At 48.6% G+C, this 16,709-nt stretch carries 17 protein-coding genes; 15 read left to right on the top strand and 2 right to left on the bottom strand.

Features of this window, described 5'->3' with window-relative positions; translation table 11 throughout:
• Positions 1–72 precede the first annotated feature (72 nt).
• Together NYE37_RS03370 and NYE37_RS03375 are read left to right on the top strand one after the other, a co-directional pair.
• Positions 73–618: a S1 RNA-binding domain-containing protein gene (locus NYE37_RS03370; RefSeq protein ID WP_049720534.1), complete on the top strand. Its 546-nt coding sequence runs from the start codon at positions 73–75 to the stop codon at positions 616–618.
• A 52-nt stretch (positions 619–670) separates the two neighbouring features.
• Entirely contained in the window at positions 671–862 is a 192-nt protein-coding gene (locus tag NYE37_RS03375) for a hypothetical protein (protein ID WP_037992942.1), read from the top strand.
• 87 nt (positions 863–949) lie between these two features.
• On the opposite strand, the gene acnA is transcribed toward NYE37_RS03375, so the two are convergent.
• Positions 950–3,658 carry an aconitate hydratase AcnA gene (acnA, locus tag NYE37_RS03380; RefSeq protein WP_062843298.1) on the bottom strand — a complete coding sequence of 903 codons (2,709 nt, stop codon included), beginning with the start codon at positions 3,656–3,658 and terminating at the stop codon, positions 950–952.
• A 352-nt stretch (positions 3,659–4,010) separates the two neighbouring features.
• Between acnA and NYE37_RS03385 the strand changes: the two genes are divergently transcribed.
• The 8 genes from NYE37_RS03385 to NYE37_RS03420 all read left to right on the top strand — a co-directional run bounded on the left by NYE37_RS03385 (position 4,011) and on the right by NYE37_RS03420 (position 9,811).
• Complete coding sequence (locus NYE37_RS03385) at positions 4,011–4,760, top strand: IclR family transcriptional regulator (protein WP_037993182.1); 750 nt, start codon at positions 4,011–4,013, stop codon at positions 4,758–4,760.
• A gap of 201 nt (positions 4,761–4,961) precedes the next feature.
• A complete protein-coding gene (locus NYE37_RS03390) occupies positions 4,962–5,720 on the top strand; it encodes a DeoR family transcriptional regulator (protein ID WP_198050843.1) in 759 nt (252 codons plus the stop codon).
• 102 nt (positions 5,721–5,822) lie between these two features.
• Entirely contained in the window at positions 5,823–6,539 is a 717-nt protein-coding gene (locus NYE37_RS03395) for a 7-carboxy-7-deazaguanine synthase QueE (RefSeq protein WP_329605872.1), read from the top strand.
• A gap of 15 nt (positions 6,540–6,554) precedes the next feature.
• A complete protein-coding gene (queC, locus tag NYE37_RS03400; RefSeq protein WP_037996301.1) occupies positions 6,555–7,247 on the top strand; it encodes a 7-cyano-7-deazaguanine synthase QueC in 693 nt (230 codons plus the stop codon).
• A 5-nt stretch (positions 7,248–7,252) separates the two neighbouring features.
• Complete coding sequence (locus NYE37_RS03405) at positions 7,253–7,660, top strand: 6-pyruvoyl trahydropterin synthase family protein (protein ID WP_037996299.1); 408 nt, start codon at positions 7,253–7,255, stop codon at positions 7,658–7,660.
• The gene (gene queF / locus NYE37_RS03410; protein WP_037996297.1) at positions 7,657–8,148 is read left to right on the top strand and encodes a preQ(1) synthase; all 492 of its coding nucleotides are present in this window, start codon (positions 7,657–7,659) and stop codon (positions 8,146–8,148) included. Before NYE37_RS03405 ends, queF begins: the two co-directional genes overlap by 4 nt.
• A 56-nt stretch (positions 8,149–8,204) precedes the next feature.
• Positions 8,205–8,648, top strand: coding sequence for a BrxA/BrxB family bacilliredoxin (locus NYE37_RS03415; protein ID WP_037996295.1), 444 nt, complete (start codon positions 8,205–8,207; stop codon positions 8,646–8,648).
• 104 nt (positions 8,649–8,752) lie between these two features.
• Positions 8,753–9,811: a hypothetical protein gene (locus NYE37_RS03420; RefSeq protein WP_037996292.1), complete on the top strand. Its 1,059-nt coding sequence runs from the start codon at positions 8,753–8,755 to the stop codon at positions 9,809–9,811.
• 80 nt (positions 9,812–9,891) lie between these two features.
• On the opposite strand, the gene NYE37_RS03425 is transcribed toward NYE37_RS03420, so the two are convergent.
• Positions 9,892–10,611 (bottom strand): alpha/beta hydrolase, encoded by a 720-nt coding sequence (locus NYE37_RS03425; protein WP_198050842.1) that lies wholly within the window; start codon positions 10,609–10,611, stop codon positions 9,892–9,894.
• A gap of 280 nt (positions 10,612–10,891) precedes the next feature.
• On the opposite strand from NYE37_RS03425, the gene NYE37_RS03430 reads away from it, so the two are divergent.
• From NYE37_RS03430 to NYE37_RS03450, 5 genes are all read left to right on the top strand, one after another.
• Positions 10,892–12,250: a YjiH family protein gene (locus NYE37_RS03430; protein ID WP_181731599.1), complete on the top strand. Its 1,359-nt coding sequence runs from the start codon at positions 10,892–10,894 to the stop codon at positions 12,248–12,250.
• A gap of 132 nt (positions 12,251–12,382) precedes the next feature.
• On the top strand, positions 12,383–14,323 hold the full coding sequence (locus NYE37_RS03435; RefSeq protein ID WP_198050840.1) for an AMP-binding protein: 1,941 nt from the start codon (positions 12,383–12,385) through the stop codon (positions 14,321–14,323).
• A 227-nt stretch (positions 14,324–14,550) separates the two neighbouring features.
• The gene (locus NYE37_RS03440) at positions 14,551–15,258 is read left to right on the top strand and encodes a sigma factor (protein WP_082240706.1); all 708 of its coding nucleotides are present in this window, start codon (positions 14,551–14,553) and stop codon (positions 15,256–15,258) included.
• Positions 15,259–15,280: 22 nt separating this feature from the next.
• Positions 15,281–16,345, top strand: a complete 1,065-nt coding sequence (locus NYE37_RS03445) for an anti-sigma factor domain-containing protein (protein WP_037996281.1) — start codon at positions 15,281–15,283, stop codon at positions 16,343–16,345.
• A 71-nt stretch (positions 16,346–16,416) separates the two neighbouring features.
• Entirely contained in the window at positions 16,417–16,680 is a 264-nt protein-coding gene (locus NYE37_RS03450) for an AbrB/MazE/SpoVT family DNA-binding domain-containing protein (protein ID WP_037996279.1), read from the top strand.
• Positions 16,681–16,709: the final 29 nt, after the last annotated feature.

The following is a 16,709-nucleotide window of genomic DNA, read 5'->3' on the forward strand; positions in this document are numbered from 1 at the left end:
TCACTTTGCCCTTTTTTCGTATCTGTATTTATAATGGAATGAAAATCGTTTCTGAGGGGGAGGAGAGCGGAAATGAGCATTGATGAACGGATCGACAAGTTCCTACATAGCGACAGGAAAGCTCCGCTGCCTTATGCGGTTGGTGATATAGTCAAGGTTCGCATCACCCGGATCATGGATTACGGCGCCTTTGTCGTGACCAAGGATGAACATATGGCTTCGGGACTGATCCATATATCCCAAATTCCCGACGGGGTGACCGTGGAAGTCAACCAGGTGATGGATGCCGAGGTGCGGCAAGTGAAGGAAGACCATAAAGTAGAGTTCAGTTTGATGTATATGGATAAAAGAGACAATCCTTTTCGATTATTGGAAAATGTCAAAAATGAACTCCCCAAAAAAGAGGTTCCGCAAGACGAAGTGGATCAAATCATTCAAGACCTTTCCAAAGAATTCGGCGTTGTGTCGGAAGAGTCCAAAACCATTATCAAGGACATGGTCCGGGAAATGGGGGTATATCAATTTACAAAGGCAATGATGAGAACGCTTCCGCAGTTTCAAAGGGACTTGGTTTACCATTTTTTGAAAGAATTAAGCCAAGGGAGGGAACATCTTTGAAACGCGTTCTTACCATTTTTCCTATCATTTGCGGAAGCGGCTGGAAGAACGCTTGAACCGAAAAATCTCCGGACATGAAATTGACCGGATGATCCGGGAGAGCCAGGTGATCTTGGAGACCGACCGCCACCTTTATTTGTACCATCGCGAGCAGGATATTCGCTTTCCTTGCATCCGGGATCAAGACCGCTGGATCATCAAATCGGCCATTGTCAAAGGAATGTGGATGGAAGCCAAAGATTGAGCCTGTCGTTGGATCTCCCCGCCGTTTGTCCCCAAAAAAATCCCCCCGGGAAAGTCCCGGGAGGTTTTTTGTTTCGGGTTATTCAGCTTATTGGTTGTCTTTTAAGATTTGGCGCAGAACCGTTTGCAGGATGCCGCCGTTTTTATAGTATTCCACATCCACAACGCTGTCGAGGCGGACGGTGACTTCAAATTCCGTGGTCTCGCCGTCCGGTTTGGTGGCGCGAACCGTCAGGCATTGCCCCGGTTGGATGTCATCATTCAAGCCGAGGATGTCAATGGTTTCTTTTCCGGTCAGGTTCAATGTTTTCCAGCTTTGCCCTTCTTTGAATTGAAGCGGCAATACGCCCATGCCGACCAGATTGCTGCGGTGAATCCGTTCAAAGCTTTCGGCGATGACAGCTTTTACCCCGAGCAGGTTGGTTCCTTTGGCCGCCCAGTCACGAGAGCTTCCCGTGCCGTATTCTTTTCCGGCAATCACGACGAGTGGCGTGTTTTCTTCTTTGTATTTCATGGCCGCATCATAAATGGACATGACTTGCCCGCTCGGAACATGTTCGGTCACTCCGCCTTCAGAACCGGGCACCATTTGGTTCCGGATCCGGATGTTTGCAAAGGTTCCGCGTGTCATGACCCGGTCGTTCCCGCGTCTGGAACCATATGAGTTGAAGTCTTTTACTTTGACGCCATGTTCTTGGAGATATTTCCCTGCCGGGCTGTTGGGGGCGATGCTTCCGGCCGGCGAAATATGGTCCGTGGTGACGGAATCTCCCAACAGAGCGAGAACACGGGCGTCTTGAATCGGAGCGATTTCTTCCGCTTCCACCGACATATCCACGAAGAACGGCGGTTCTTGAATGTAGGTGGAGTTTTCGTCCCAATCGTAGAGAACGCCTTTGGGAGTTGGCAATTGATTCCAGCGCTCGTTGGCGTCAAACACCCGGCTGTATTGTTTGCGGAATTGTTCCGCGCTGATGGCTTCGCTCATGACCCGGCTGATTTCTTGGGAAGTCGGCCAGATATCTTTGAGATAGACGGGTTGGCCGTCTTTGCCGTGACCGATCGGTTCGGTTTCAAAGTCAATATTGACGGTTCCGGCAAGCGCATAAGCAACAACCAGCGGCGGAGAAGCCAGATAATTGGCTTTTACCAGCGGATGGATGCGTCCTTCAAAGTTCCGGTTTCCGGACAGAACGGAAGCCACTGTCAAATCGTTTTCTTCAATGGCTTTGCTTACATCGTCTGCGAGGGGCCCGCTGTTTCCGATACAGGTGGCACATCCGTAACCGGCAACGGTAAAGCCGAGTTTGGCGAGCGGTTCCAGCAGATTGGCCTGGGCCAGGTATTCGGTGACCACTTTGGAACCGGGTGTCAAACTGCTTTTGACATAAGCCGGTACACTTAAACCTTTTTCGACGGCTTTTTTCGCCACCAAACCGGCTCCCACCATGACGGACGGGTTGGACGTGTTGGTACAGCTGGTGATGGCGGCAATCACCACGGAACCGTGTTTCAGGTCAAAACGGTCATTTTGGCGGGTGACTTGCACGGATTTGCTGATTTCTTCTTCCGTCAGACCAAAGCCGCTTTCATCAATCGGCTTGCGCAAGGTTTCGTTCCAAGCTTCTTTCATTTTGTTCAGTTCAATGCGGTCTTGCGGGCGTCTCGGTCCGGACAGGCTTGGAACCACCGTGCTGAGATCCAGTTCAATGGTGTCCGTGAATACCGGATCCGGAGTGTCATCGGTCCGGAACAAGCCTTGTGCCTGATAGTAAGCTTTGACCAGTTGAATCAGGTTTTCGTCCCGTCCGGTAGTGCGGAGGTAGTTCAAGGATTCTTCGTCAACCGGGAAGAAACCGACTGTTGCACCGTATTCCGGCGCCATGTTTGCCACTGTGGCCCGGTCAGCAAGGTTCAGGTTGGATAAGCCGGGACCGTAGAACTCGACAAATTTGCCGACGACGCCTTTCTTCCTGAGCATTTCTGTGACCGTAAGCGCGAGGTCGGTAGCGGTTGCCCCTTCCGGAAGTTGCCCCGTCAATTTGAATCCGATGACATCCGGGGTGATGAAGTACAATGGTTGCCCCAACATGCAGGCTTCCGCTTCGATTCCGCCAACGCCCCAACCGACGACGCCGAGTCCGTTAATCATGGTGGTGTGGGAGTCGGTTCCGACGAGGGAATCCGGGAATACCACTGTTTCCCCGTTTTCTTCACGGGTTTGTGCGACACGGGCCAGGTATTCCAAGTTCACCTGGTGGACAATTCCGGTTGCGGGCGGAACCGCTTGGAAATTGTCAAGGGATTCAGCAGCCCAGCGAAGCAGGCGGTAGCGTTCTTCATTCCGTTTGAATTCCAGATCCATGTTGTATTGCAGTGCATCTTCAGTTCCGGCACGATCCACCATCACCGAATGGTCGATCACCAGGTCAACCGGAATCAGCGGGTTAATCCGTTTTGGATCGCCGCCCACCCGGCTCATGGCAGAGCGCAATGCCGCCAAGTCCACGACTGCCGGCACACCGGTAAAGTCCTGCAAAACGATGCGGGCCGGTTTAAATCCGATTTCCTTTTTATCCTTGTTTTGGGTCCAGGAAGCCAACTGCTCAATATGTTCCTGGGTGACCGATTTCCCGTCATATTGGCGAAGGGCAGCTTCCAGCAACACTTTGATGGAGAAAGGCAACCGGGAGATTTCTCCGATCCCTTGTTCTTCCAAGCTGTCCAGACGATAGTAAACATATTCTTTGTTGCCCACTTTTAACGTGGAGCGCACATTGTATAAGTCTTTTGCCATGGGAAAACCTCCTTTGAAGAAAGATGAAAAAGCTTTCACATCAGCGGTGGCTGAATGAAAAGCGGGAAAAGTGCAAGGAATAAGGCACGCTGAGGGAGACGTCTTGTTTCATCAGATGAAACTAAGTTCTAAATTCGTCTTCATTATACAATGTTTTTTTAAACTTGTATAGACTCTTTATAAAAAATGCAAAAAAACGGACAAGTCAGACGTCTTATTCTTTTGGAACGACGCATGAAAAGACCGATCTCTTTGTTTTCTGTCAAAATTTCCGTTTTCTAATGGAAAAGAGAGGAGTATAATATTTGAAAAATGAGTTTCACAGAGTGAAACACGGGGGAGAGACTTGATTTTGAGTGGAGAAAAAAAATCGACAGTCCGAGCAGCTGAGCGTGCACTGGATATTTTGTTGTGTTTTGTGGATGAAACCAGGCTGGGGATGACAGAAATCGCCGAACGCACGGGGCTGAACAAAAGCACGGTGTTTCGTTTGCTTGCCACCTTGGAGAGCAAAGGATTTGTGAAGAGAGACCCGGATACCGAAAAATATCAGCTGGGTTTCCGGATTTGGGAGCTTTCCGCCCATTTAAACCGGTCCAAGGATCCCGCCGTGCTTTTCTTGCCGGAAATGGAGCGGCTGCGGGATGAATTGGATGAGACCGTCAGTTTGTATGTTTATGACGGCATCGAGCGGATCCGCATTCAGGCTGTCGAGAGCAATCAGGCAATTCGCCGGGTGGCCCCGGTCGGGGTCCGGATGCCGCTTACCGTCGGAGCTTCCAGTAAAGTTCTGGTCGCATTTGCGGAGCCGGCGCTGTTGCAAAAAGTGCTGGCCGAATCCGAATGGCCGGACCATGTGGAAAAGTCTGAATACCTGAACCAACTGAAACAGATCCGGAAAGACGGTTACGCGGTGAGCATCGAAGAAAGGGAAGCCGGAACAGCCGCAGTGGCGGTCCCGATCTTTTCCCGCCGGGAAAAATTGGTGGCGGCGCTGGCCGTGTCCGGTCCGGTTTCCCGGATGAATGTGGACAAGATGGAGCAATTTGTCCCGTATATGATGGAAGCGGCAGGAAAAATGGGGAAAATGATAGGAGATTGAACAAAAAAGGCCCGAGGTTTCTCGGGCTGACAAAATGTAGAGAACGGGAAAGATCACGCCCGCTGAAGGTCACGCTCCATTCCCGCTGATCCTGTGAGCTTCTTTTTAAGTAATTATAAGCAATACTGGCGCGGATGTCGAGTATTATGTCTTATAATTGCTTATGATCGCTTAACGCCGGACGGAAAGGAGGGACGAGGGGTGTATCAGGAAGAAAGAATGATGATGATTTTGCGCCATCTAAAAAAACATCACCGGATCAGCGTTCAAGAGATTTGCGAGATGTTTCGGGTTTCCCGTGACACCGCCCGCAGGGATTTGGTGAAATTGAGTGAACAAAATTCCATCATCCGCACACGGGGCGGAGCCATTTTGCCGGTTCTTGAAAAAGAAGTCGACAGTTATAAGAAACGTGTGGGACAGAAAAGCGAAGCCAAAGCAAAGATCGGACGGCTGGCCGCGGCAAACATCCACCCCCGCGACCATATTTTGATGGATACGTCCACAACGGTGCAATATGCCGCGCAAGCCCTTGAAGCGCAAAATGTCGTGGTTGTAACCAATTCCATCGACATTGCGGATATCCTGTCCGGCAAAGAGGGGGTCAAACTGCATGTGTTGGGAGGGGTTTTTGACCCGCATTCCCGGTACATTCATGGAGCCGCGACCATCCGCCATTTGCAGGAGTTCCGGGTGAACAAGTGTTTGATGGGCGGCGGGGGAATCACCAAGGACGGGATTTTTGTCAAGGATGAAGAGGAAGGCCAGGTTGTCAAACAGATGATTGCCTGTTCGGAACAAGTGATTGTGCTGGCTGACCACACAAAATTTGGAAAGCAGTTTTTTTATCAAGTCTGCCGTTTGGAAGATATTGATCTTTTGGTGACGGACCGTTTGCCGGATCATTGGAAAGAATGTCTGGAAAAAGCCAATGTGGAGTGGAGTGTTGCAGAAAGATGACCAAAGCATCGCTTGCCCGAAAACGTTTGCTTTTGATAGCATGACAAAGTAGAATATAATTTTTGTGATGTCTATATTTTTTGCAGGAGAGAAGGTGCCCCTTTGCAACAAGATTCCGGATCCATAAAAGATCCCAAACTTCCGATGGTGGAAATTTTTCAAACCGTTGAAGGGGAAGGGACCCGTGCCGGATTTCCCACCACGTTTGTACGGTTGTTTAATTGCAACTTACGGTGTACCTGGTGTGATACACCTTACAGCTACGCCCCTTCCAAACCGGAATATTTTGCACGGGTTTCCGAAATCGTAAAGGAAGTGAAAAAGTTTCCGCACCGGTTCATTTGCCTGACGGGCGGTGAGCCGTTGATGCATGGATATAAATCCGAACGGTTGATTGAAGCATTGGCTGAGATTGACCATATCGAGGACATTCACATTGAAACCAACGGCGCGATCCATTTGAAGCCGTTTGCTGAGTTAAGGCAAAACCATGAAGCGGCAAGACAAAAAGTCCGGTTCATTTTGGATTATAAATTGCCGGGAAGCGGCGAAAACAAGCGGATGATCGATGAGAATTTCGACTGTTTGAACGATGACGACGAGGTCAAATTTGTGATTGCCGGGGAAGAGGACTTCAAGGTGGCCAAAGAAGTCGTCCAGACCAAGATGAAAAAAGGGATTCCCTTGTTCAGTCCGGTGTGGGAATCAATGGAACCGGCAAAACTGGTGGATTTGATCTTGAAGCATCAATTGACACAGGTGAAATTGAGTCTGCAAATGCACAAAATGATTTGGGATCCCGACTTGCGCGGGGTATGACAGGAGGGAAAACGGGTGGAAGAAAAAGCGGTGATTGTGTTGAGCGGCGGATTGGACAGCACGACGTGCATGGGCATTGCCCGCGAAGAAGGTTATGCACTGTATCCGATCACCTTTTATTACAACCAGCGCCATGACAGGGAAGTGGAGCAAGCCAAAAAAATCGCCAAACACTACGGGGTGGGCCACCGGCATAAAATTGTAAACGTTTCTTTCCTCGGCGAGATTGGCGGCAGTGCCCTGACGGATCAGACAATGGAAGTCCGGACCGGGGGAGTGGAAGAAGACATCCCGGATACGTATGTTCCTGCCCGCAATTTAATTTTCCTGTCACTGGCATCGGCTTATGCGGAAGTGATCGGGGCCAGACGGATTTATACCGGGGTGAGTGCGGTGGATTACAGCGGTTATCCCGACTGCCGCCCCGAATTTATCCGTTCTTTCAGTGAAACGGTCAATTTGGCGACCAAAATGGGTGTTTCCGAAAAAATGGAGATCAGGACGCCGCTGATTCATTTGAGTAAAGCGGAAACCATCAAAAGAGGGCTTGAGCTGAACGTTCCTTATGAACTGACCACTTCCTGTTATCTGGGGGGAGAGGAAGCGTGCGGGGAATGCGACAGCTGCCTGCTCCGCTTGAAAGGTTTTAAAGAGAATAACGCGACGGATCCCATTGCTTATAAAAAAATCCCTGAACAATTAAGGTGATAAACATGCGCGGCAAATACACGATGGTGAAACACTTTTGGATTTCCTGCGCCCACAGCATTCCGGGGGCCGGGAAATGTGAAAGAATTCACGGACATAACTATAAGGTCACTTTTTGTGTGGAAGGGTTTGAGTTGGACGAAAAGCATATGTTGATCGATTTCCGGCAAGTGAAACATGCCATCGAGAAAAAGTATGACCACCACTACTTAAATGATTTTCCGGAGTTTGATCCCGAGCAAACCGGAGTGGCCCCGTCCACCGAGAAAGTGGCGGAGGTGTTTTTCCGGATTATTGAAGGCTTGTGCCGGCAAAAATCGAATCAACCCCGGTGCAAATGGGTTGAGGTTGAAGAGACCAATGAAGCTTATGCCCGTTTTGAACGTGTGGATGAACAGGAGGAAAAGTCATGAGCGACAAGTCGAAAGAGGAATTGTCCCTGAAAGCGTTGGGGAATGACACCACTTACCATTTCGAATACAACCCCGGTTTGTTGGAGACGTTTGACAACCGTCATCCGGGGACGGATTATTTTGTGAAGTTCAACTGCCCGGAGTTCACCAGTTTATGTCCGATTACCGGTCAACCGGACTTTGCGACCATTTATCTCAGCTATGTTCCGGATCAAAAACTGGTGGAAAGCAAATCGCTGAAGTTGTATCTGTTCAGTTTTCGCAATCACGGCGATTTTCACGAAAACTGCATTGTCACGATCATGAAGGATTTGATTGAGAAGCTGGATCCCAAATACATCGAAGTATGGGGGAAATTTTTGCCCAGAGGCGGGATCAGCATCGATCCTTATGTGAACTATGGAAAACCGGGAACCCGGTGGGAAAAAATCGCCGAACAGCGTTTGGCGCTGCATGACCTGTATCCCGAAAAAGTGGACAATCGGTAAATGTTTCTTTTCTCTGTTTCCCGATTGGGATAGAATAGTGGGGAGGAGGGTTGGAAATGAGTGAAAACTTCTATATTCTGCAAATGCAGCAGATGGTTCAACATATGCGTGATGAATTGACCGGTGTCGGTTTCAAAGAGCTCCGCACTCCGGAAGAAGTGGATGAAGCTCTGCAGGGGGAAGGAGCCAAAGGAACCACCTTGGTGGCGGTGAACTCGGTTTGCGGTTGTGCAGCCGGTTTGGCCCGCCCGGCAGTGGCGCTTTCTTTGAAACATGACAAAGTTCCGGATCACTTGTATACCGTTTTTGCCGGACAAGACCGGGAAGCCACGGAACGGGCCCGTTCATATTTTGAAGGAATGCCCCCGTCTTCACCATCTTTTGCCTTGTTAAAAGACGGGAAACTGGTGCACATGGTGCATCGCCACGACATTGAAAATGTTCCGCTTGAGGAAATCGCCAAAAACCTGACGGATGCTTATGACCGTTTTGTGGATTAAATTCACAAAATCTCCCCTGTGTGAAAGATAGGGGAGTTTTTTTATATGTACATAGGCGGCAGGGGTTATTTTCATTAAAATAAAAGTGAAAGGATGGTGAAGGAATGGAATTGATCGCCTTTTTTTTGGTGGCTTTGTTTATCATCACGTCGATCATTGTGAATGTCTTGTATCGCTCGGCGAAAAAAGTAAACCATAAAAAGAGTTATGTGCTTGAAAATCTCGGGGTCCAGCCCCGGCAGGAACTTGAGGAGGACGTTCAAGCACTGGTACAACATTTGGAACATTCACTTCAAGAAAGTTATGTGGAACGGGTTAAAGAACGCGTGATCCGTGAATATAAAATCAGTTTGACCGAATGGGAAAACCGCTTTTTTGAGTGGAAACGATACTTAATCATGACAGCCATCCTGAAAAAAGCGCCGATGTACAGCCATGAAGTCGATGAGATTTGGCATGAAATGCTGATGTTCACCAGAGAATACGAGGAATTTTCCAACCGTTTCCTGGGGACGACTTTGCATCATGAGCCCAATGTGCCGGGGCAAACGGTGAGTGAAAGCGAGAGAAGTTTTTTTGATTTGGTGTATTTGCTTTTGTTTCGCCCGACCCCGTACAGCCGCCATACATGGGGAGCTTTTTTTCAACAACCGCTTTCCAAAGCACTTTTGGATGACTTTAAGCGCTGCTCGGATCTGGAATTAAAGGATCAATACTTTAATCCACACACTGTTAAAAATTTGGAACCGGCAGCCCGTGTCATTGAAAACATGATCCGGCTTTTGAAACGAAAACGGGAAGAAGTCGAAAAGCATGTGGTGAATCAAGGAACCTCCATCAAAGAATTCCGCCGCCATTTCAAAAAAGATTCCGGGCCGTTCAAAGAGGGCGATCCGGTTCTTGGCGCGATTTTCCTTTCGTTAAACCATGCCGATGCATTCGGCGAAAAATACCATGAGCTCTGTAAAAAATCATTGGAAGACGATCATGGTTCCGTCGTTTACGCCAAAAAACGAACAGGCTATTATCCCGAATCCTCCGGCACGGAGTATCTTTGGGAAGGCGGCGGAGCCGGTGACACAGGATCGAATTCGGGGAGTGATCCGGGAAGTGGCACAGGCAGCGACTCTTCGGGCGGGAGCAGTTGCGGAAGCAGTATTTGAAGCAAGACAGTGAAAATGAATGGAAGCATCCCATAAAAAAACAGCCATCTGTGAGGCACACGGATGGCTGTTTTTATGATTCAGGAAGAAAAAAAGGTTTTTAAGACATCCGGGAGATCCCGTTGCCAGAACCCCCAGGTGTGATCTCCGTCTTTTTCAGCATATTGCACCCGGGCTTCTTTTTCCTTTAAATAACGATGGACTTCCCGGTTGCGGGCCAAGAGGTCCAGATCCCCCATATGGGTGGGAACTTTCGTTTCAGAGGTTCCGACCGATTGATAGATGCGCAAATGGGAAAGCGTGTCTTGCTGCAGGATTTCTTCACAGGTTTCTTCCAAAAAGGCCCCCGACTGGGCAAAGACATTGACCACCTGTTCCGGATGTTGCAAGGCAATGTGCAACGAAACCGTTCCACCCAGTGATGAACCGCCGATCGCCAACTTTTCTTTTTCCCGGGAGACGGGATATTTATCACGGAGCAAAGGGAGGAGTTCTTCCATCACCATTTGGATATGTCCGGATTGTTGTTTTCCAACAGGGGAGTATTGGGAGATCCGTTTCTTTTTGTCCACCGGAATGGCTGCCATGGCAAAGGGTTGGAGCTCCCCGTTTGCAATCATTTGGGTGGCCTGAGTCACCACGCGTCCCAAGTTGAAGTAATCAGGCCCGTCATGAAGAAGGACCAGCGGATATTCCCGGACGGATGATGGCTCTTCTTCGGGAAGAAAAATCAGTATTTCTTTTGTTTCATCGAGATGTTTGCTGTCAAGTACTTCTTTTTTGATGGTCCGCTTGATCATACTTGTATAGTCCCCTTTTGGATGAAAGTCGTTTAATACTACTATACCTTATTTTTGCTATATTTTCCTATTGATTATTTATATCGTATTTTTGTATATTTATACTGTGTTATTGAAAAAATAATATTGTTATCCATTTATATCTGTTTTTTATCTGTATAAACAATTCATATGGATCAAATTGGTCGGAAAAATATATCTTTTCTTTTTTATAAAATAATTATAAGATTTATGTATCTATGTTTTATCTATACGCAAATATTGAGGTGATCCAGTCGATATGGAAAATGTTCAGAAAGGGACGCGCCCGGTGACGAGCTATTTGAAATTTATCATCCCATCTATCATCGGTATTATCTTATTTATGATTCCGATCTCCATCGGGGGGGAAATGACCATTCCTGTTGCCATGCTGGCCAAATGGTTGCAGGAGTTGCTGGCGGATGTCCTCCCGGCTTTGGCAACGGTCCTGATCTTGGTTTCTGCAGTGCTCACGCTCATTGGATCTTTTATAAAACCAACTTGGATCATGGATCGCCCCTTTTTAAAAAGTTTGTTTCACGTGTCGGTTTTTTGGGCGGTCACCCGTGCTTTGGGAGCGGTATTGGCCGTGCTGACGCTGTTTCAGTGGGGACCGGATTGGGTTTGGTCGGAAAATACAGGCGGTTTGTTGCTGTATGACCTGATTCCCGTATTGTTTACAGTGTTTATTTTTGCCGGACTTTTCATGCCTTTTTTGATGGATTTTGGATTGCTGGAAATGACCGGAACGTTGTTGACACGGTTGATGCGTCCGTTATTCAAACTTCCCGGACGGGCTTCCATTGACTGTCTGGCATCCTGGCTGGGGGATGGAACGATCGGGGTTTTGCTTACCAACAAGCAATATGAAGACGGCTTTTATACCAAGCGGGAGGCGGCCGTTATCGGAACGACGTTTTCCGTGGTGTCCATCACTTTTACCATTGTCGTTTTGGAACAGATCGGATTGGGACATTTGTTCGGGCCTTATTATTTAACCATTTCCTTATCCGGGTTGGTGGCGGCGATTGTTTTGCCGCGGATCCCTCCGTTGTCCCGGAAAGAGGATACGTATTATGACGGGTTGAAAGGGAACCTGAATGAAACGTTTCCGGAAGGCTTTTCCGTGTGGCAATGGGGTTTGCACCAAGCCGTGGAACGTGCGCGCAGCATGCAGTTTAAAAAAGTTTTTCAAAACGGATCCAAAAACATCTTCGATATGTGGCTGGGCGTCTTGCCGGTTGTGATGGCTTTTGGAACCACCGCAGTGATTATCGCGGAATATACCCCGTTGTTTAAATGGCTGGGATTGCCGTTTGTCCCGATTTTATCCTTGTTGAACATCCCGGAAGCACACGAAGCGGCCCAAACGGTTGTGGTCGGCTTTGCGGACATGTTTCTTCCTTCCGTGATTGCAAGCGGAGCGATTGAAAGCGAATTGACCCGGTTTGTCATTGCCTGTCTCTCGGTGACCCAATTGATTTACATGTCCGAAGTGGGCGGGCTGTTGTTGGGTTCCAAAGTCCCCGTTGATTTTAAAGATCTGGTGATTTTGTTCCTGCAGCGTACGTTGCTGACGTTGCCCATCATCGCCTTGATGGCTCATCTGATTTTTTGACGGAACCCGGGCGGGCTTTCTGTGCTAAAAGCAGAAAGCCCTTTTTTATGCGTATATCTATTTTGCTTAATCTTTTAAATACATTTAAAATAATGATGAGTCATTTTATTTGAGATAGGAGTGATATGGGCGATGAGTCATGAACCGGCCTGGGTTCCAACCCCCGGACAGATGAAAAAAACCCGTCTTTATCAATGGATGAACCGGCTGGGTTATCAGGATTATGACGCTTTTTACCGGGACAGTGTGAAAAATATTGCCTGGTTTTGGGATGAAGCGGTCAAAGATATGCAGTTGAGATGGCAGGTTCCGTATCGTCAAGTGATGGACATGAGTGACGGCATTTTATGGACCCGCTGGTTTGTTGGCGGGAAACTCAATATTTCGGAAAATTGCTTGGACCGGTTTGTCGATGATCCATCGTCCCGTCACCGGATTGCGTTGATCTGGGAAGGCGATAACGGGGAGTGCCGGAAATATTCGTACCGGGATTTATGGCTGGAAGTGAACCGGATTGCAGGAGGGTTGCAAAAGCTGGGTGTGAAGCCGGGAGACCGGGTTGCCATATACCTGCCCATGATTGCGGAAAATGTGATTGCCATGTTGGCGGTCGCCAGGATTGGTGCGATTTTCATCCCGTGTTTTTCCGGATACGGCGCCGATGCGGTGGCCACCCGGATTCAAGGATGCGAGGCCAAATGGCTGATCACGGCGGACGGGTTCTACCGGCGGGGAAAATTGGTCCGGATGAAAGAGGAAGCCGATCTGGCCGCGGATCAATCGCCATCTGTCGAGAAAGTGATTGTGGTGCGGCGGGCCAACCGGGAGTGCCCGGCAAGGGACAGGGATGTGGATTGGGACCGGTTGCGGACAGATTTGAAAGCGCTGTCACCCCATCCCACGGCGGCGGATGATCCCGTGATGATCATTTATACTTCCGGGACCACCGGCAAACCGAAGGGAACGGTCCATGTGCATGCGGGGTTTCCGGTGAAAGCGGCTTTTGATGCGGGATACATGTTTGATGTGGGACCGGGGGATGTGTTGTTTTGGGTGACGGACATGGGGTGGATGATGGGCCCCTGGATGGTGTTCGGTGCTTTGATGATGGGAAGCACCATGATTGTTTATGAGGGAACGCCGGATTACCCGGCACCGGACCGTTTGTGGCAGTTGGTCGAAAAAAACGGGGTCACTCACTTGGGAATCTCCCCGACCTTGATCCGGGCGTTGATGAAGCACGGGGACCAGTGGCATGAAAAATGGGATTTAAGCAGCCTGCGCGTTTTCGGTTCCACGGGGGAGCCTTGGAATCCGGAGCCGTGGCATTGGCTGTTTGAACAAGTCGGCAAAAAGAAAGTGCCCATTTTCAATTATTCCGGCGGGACTGAAATCTCCGGCGGCATTTTAGGCAATCATTTTTTCAAGCCCATTGTTCCGTGCGGGTTTGCCGGTCCCATTTTGGGAATGGATGCCGAAGTGTTTGATGATTCGGGCCGCCCGGTCCGCGGGCAAGTGGGGGAGCTGGTTTTGCGTCAGCCATGGGTCGGCATGACGCGAAGCTTCTGGCAGGATGACCGGCGGTATGAACAAGCTTATTGGAGCCGCTGGCCGAATGTATGGTTGCACGGGGACTGGGTGTATATCGATGAGGAAAACAACTGGTTTATCACCGGACGTTCGGATGACACGCTGAAAATCGCTGGAAAACGGTTGGGGCCGGCAGAGATGGAATCGGTTCTGGTCAATCATCCCTTGGTGGCGGAAGCGGCAACCATCGGGATTCCGGATGCGGAAAAAGGGGAGAGTGCCGTCTGCTTTGTCGTCTTAAAAGGCGGGACAACCGAAGGGTTGGAAGAGGAGCTGATCCGGTTTGTGGCCCGCAAAATGGGAAAAGCATTAAAACCAAAGCGGGTATGGGTGGTGGACGAATTGCCCAAGACCCGGAATGGAAAAATTTTGCGCCGCGTGATCCGGGCCGCCTATTTGGGAGAAGACACCGGTGATCTGTCTTCGCTGGAAAACACAGAGACCGTTGAGGCGATTCGCCGGTTGGCCGGAAACGAAAAATAAGATTTTCATAAATATGATAAAATATATATATTTAAGCGATACGAATTTGCTTGCATTACAGAATGAACCGGTTTTTGGTTCATTCTGTTTTTTGTTGTTGATAAAATGATCGCTTTTGTCTATATAATGGAGGGAATGATCCGTGATACAATGATACTGATCCATAAAATGGACAGAAAAACAGAGAAGCCGTGCGAATGAATACATAGGAGAGGTGTCGGTATTGCATGTTCCGGGGAACAGATTTAGAAACACGTGTGCTTCAGGTGCAAGAAACACACTCTCCAGACAAACGAGACGATCTGCTTAGGGAACTGGAACCACATGTGCGCAGAATCGCTTCACGTGTTTGCAGGAGGGTGATCACTAAGCAGGATGACGAGTACATGATCGCTTACAAAGCTTTGGATGAAGCGATCAGTGGCTACAGCTCAGGATTTCAGGCAACATTCATGTCCTTTGCGTACAAAGTGATCCATCGGCGGTTGGTGGATTATTTCCGGCAGGAGGCAAAGCATCAGAAAACGGTGCCCCTTTTGACTTCCGGTCCAAATGAGGAAGAGATCCAAAACCAGGAAGTGGTGGCCAAAGCCTTTGAAAGTTACCGGGACGAAGAACTGAGCAAAATGCGCCGCCTTGAGATCGAAATTTTTAAAAAAGCGTTGGCCAAGCAAGGGATCACTTTGGATGAATTGGTCAAAAAAAGCCCGAAACACCGGGATACACGCGAAAATTTATTCCACGTGGCGAAAAAGCTGGTGTCTGAGAAGGAGCTTTTGCACAAATTCCTGCACCAAAAAAAGCTGGATAAAGAGATTGCCTCATATTTGGGAATGCATCGCCGAACTTTGAATCGGCACAGAAAATACCTGACGGCTCTTACCATTGTCATGACGGAAGATTTAGCCCTTGTGCGAAGCTATTTGGGTCTGTAAGGGTAAGAAAGGGGGCGAATGAATGCGGAAAGGAGTTATCATGGAAGTTCGGCCGCGCCATTGGATTGTGATGACACCGGATGGCGAGTTTGTTCGTGTGCCGAGAACAAACATGGAGCTGACCGTGGGAGAAGAAGTGGAGTTTCCCATGGTTGTGAATCGTTCTTCCGCATGGAAGAGAAAGCCTTGGATCGCGGCGATCAGTGCCGGCGTGGCAGCGATGATCGGAATGTTTTATGTTCTTCCCCAATTTTCGCCTTCCAAGGAAGCCCATGCAGAAGGATATATTTATTTGGATGTGAATCCCAGCATTGCGATTGGAATGGATAAAAACAAACATATCACCGAGGTCAAACCCTTAAACAAATCCGCTTTAAAAGTGCTTGGCGGTAAAAGTTACAAAAACGAGCAAGTGGACGAATTTGTGGAACATTTTTTGGATGAAGCGAAACAACAAGGTTTTTTGCATCCGAAAGACCAAATTGTTTTATCCGGTTACAACGATGAAGAAACAAGCGTGAGAACGTTGCAAGAGATCGAAACCATGATTGACGAGGAAAGCAAAGAAGAGAAACTGGAATTGCTTGTTCATACGCTGACGATGCCGAAATCGGTGAAGAAGAAAGCAGATGAAACCGGTTTGTCCCCGGCGAAATATGCCGTGTGGATGATTGCAAACAAAGAGGGGAAAAACCTGGATGTCAAAGAGATGGAAGAGATTCCGATAACGCAACTGGCTGAAGACATCAAGCCGGTATCCGATATTCTCAATCGGCCGCCATCGGAAGAAGAATGGGAAAGCATCATCAAAGATGAGAATCAACCCAAAACGGATCACAAAGACGATGCCCCCGCCAAAAAAACAGACAAAACCAGCAATGACTCTTCTTCGGGTTCCACCCGTGATCCGGCTTCTAATACCGATCAGGAGGAACCTGCAAACAAGGAGGAACCGGAGCAAACCGATTCCCAATCTCCATCAAAAGATCAGGATCAGAAGGCTAAACCTGCAGATGAAAAAACAGACTCCTCTTCCGATTCAAATACGTCGGGTCCAAAAGAGTCCAACATGGTGACGGATGAGTAAACCGGTTGAACTGGGGTTGCAAGCTGACACCTCCCACCAGCTTACAACAGAAATGAGAGGGGCCGATTTCGATGAAAGGGACTGGGATCGTAAGAAAAGTGGATCATCTGGGAAGGATCGTATTGCCAAAAGGCCTGAGGGATCTTTTGAATATTCATCCCAGCGACGGTGTTGAAGTGTTTGTGGATGATCAATATATTGTGCTGAAAAAATACGAGCCCAACTGCATTTTTTGCGGGAGTCTGGAAGAAGTGATCTACTATCGCGGAAAAATGATTTGCAAAAAATGTGTGGAGGAAACATCCAAAGTGATGATGAAAGGAGCGCCTGAGTAAGGGCGCTTTTTTTGGTGCATGTCTTCTTT

This window comes from Thermoactinomyces sp. FSL K6-2592 (assembly GCF_038006465.1).
In the GTDB taxonomy this organism is placed as follows: Bacteria; Bacillota; Bacilli; order Thermoactinomycetales; family Thermoactinomycetaceae; genus Thermoactinomyces; species Thermoactinomyces vulgaris.

Excerpts from the sequence above, each read along its gene's own strand:
- NYE37_RS03415 (WP_037996295.1), top strand. The coding sequence starts at position 8,205 with ATGAGTGAAAACTTCTATATTCTGCAAATGCAGCAGATGGTTCAACAT.
- acnA (WP_062843298.1), bottom strand. The coding sequence starts at position 3,658 with ATGGCAAAAGACTTATACAATGTGCGCTCCACGTTAAAAGTGGGCAAC.
- NYE37_RS03370 (WP_049720534.1), top strand. The coding sequence starts at position 73 with ATGAGCATTGATGAACGGATCGACAAGTTCCTACATAGCGACAGGAAA.
- NYE37_RS03405 (WP_037996299.1), top strand. The coding sequence starts at position 7,253 with ATGCGCGGCAAATACACGATGGTGAAACACTTTTGGATTTCCTGCGCC.
- queF (WP_037996297.1), top strand. The coding sequence starts at position 7,657 with ATGAGCGACAAGTCGAAAGAGGAATTGTCCCTGAAAGCGTTGGGGAAT.
- NYE37_RS03430 (WP_181731599.1), top strand. The coding sequence starts at position 10,892 with ATGGAAAATGTTCAGAAAGGGACGCGCCCGGTGACGAGCTATTTGAAA.
- NYE37_RS03445 (WP_037996281.1), top strand. The coding sequence starts at position 15,281 with ATGCGGAAAGGAGTTATCATGGAAGTTCGGCCGCGCCATTGGATTGTG.
- NYE37_RS03440 (WP_082240706.1), top strand. The coding sequence starts at position 14,551 with ATGTTCCGGGGAACAGATTTAGAAACACGTGTGCTTCAGGTGCAAGAA.
- NYE37_RS03420 (WP_037996292.1), top strand. The coding sequence starts at position 8,753 with ATGGAATTGATCGCCTTTTTTTTGGTGGCTTTGTTTATCATCACGTCG.
- NYE37_RS03435 (WP_198050840.1), top strand. The coding sequence starts at position 12,383 with ATGAGTCATGAACCGGCCTGGGTTCCAACCCCCGGACAGATGAAAAAA.
- NYE37_RS03450 (WP_037996279.1), top strand. The coding sequence starts at position 16,417 with ATGAAAGGGACTGGGATCGTAAGAAAAGTGGATCATCTGGGAAGGATC.
- NYE37_RS03425 (WP_198050842.1), bottom strand. The coding sequence starts at position 10,611 with ATGATCAAGCGGACCATCAAAAAAGAAGTACTTGACAGCAAACATCTC.